Below are 516 nucleotides of genomic sequence, written 5' to 3'. Positions count from 1 at the left end.
AAAGACGATACCAACGCGCGTCACTTTGCTGGTTTGAACTTCAATGGTAAAAAACTAGAAAAGGCCGTGCAATATGTGCATGACCACAACAAAAAGATCCACGTTGCACTCAATACCTTTGCTCATCCAAACGGTTTTGAACGCTGGACGAACGCCGTCGATAACGCAGCGGCATTGGGCGTAGATGCACTGATTGTCGCTGACATTGCTGTTCTTGAGTACGCTGCTCGCAAATACCCTGAGCTTGAGCTACACCTTTCCGTGCAAGCTTCTGCTACCAACGTAGCTGCGATTGATTTCTACAAGCAAAACTTCAACGTTAAACGTGTGGTATTGCCTCGCGTGTTGTCCATTCATCAGGTGAAACAACTGTCGCGCAACATCACCAGTGATGTCGAGCTGGAAGTATTTGCATTTGGCAGTCTGTGCATCATGTCTGAAGGTCGTTGTTACTTGTCGTCTTACATGACGGGTGAATCACCAAATACGGTCGGAGCCTGCTCTCCAGCGAAATAC

The 516-nt window shown here is 47.7% G+C and carries 1 protein-coding gene; it reads left to right on the top strand.

Annotated features, from left to right (window positions below; all coding sequences use genetic code 11):
• On the top strand, positions 1-516 hold a 516-nt coding region (locus R7190_RS30845; protein WP_318138340.1), incomplete at both ends, for a peptidase U32 family protein.

It is taken from the genome of Vibrio sp. 1078-1, from assembly GCF_033340475.1.
The sequence above is the reverse complement of the archived record's forward strand: the minus strand, read 5'-3'. Positions and strand labels throughout refer to the sequence as shown.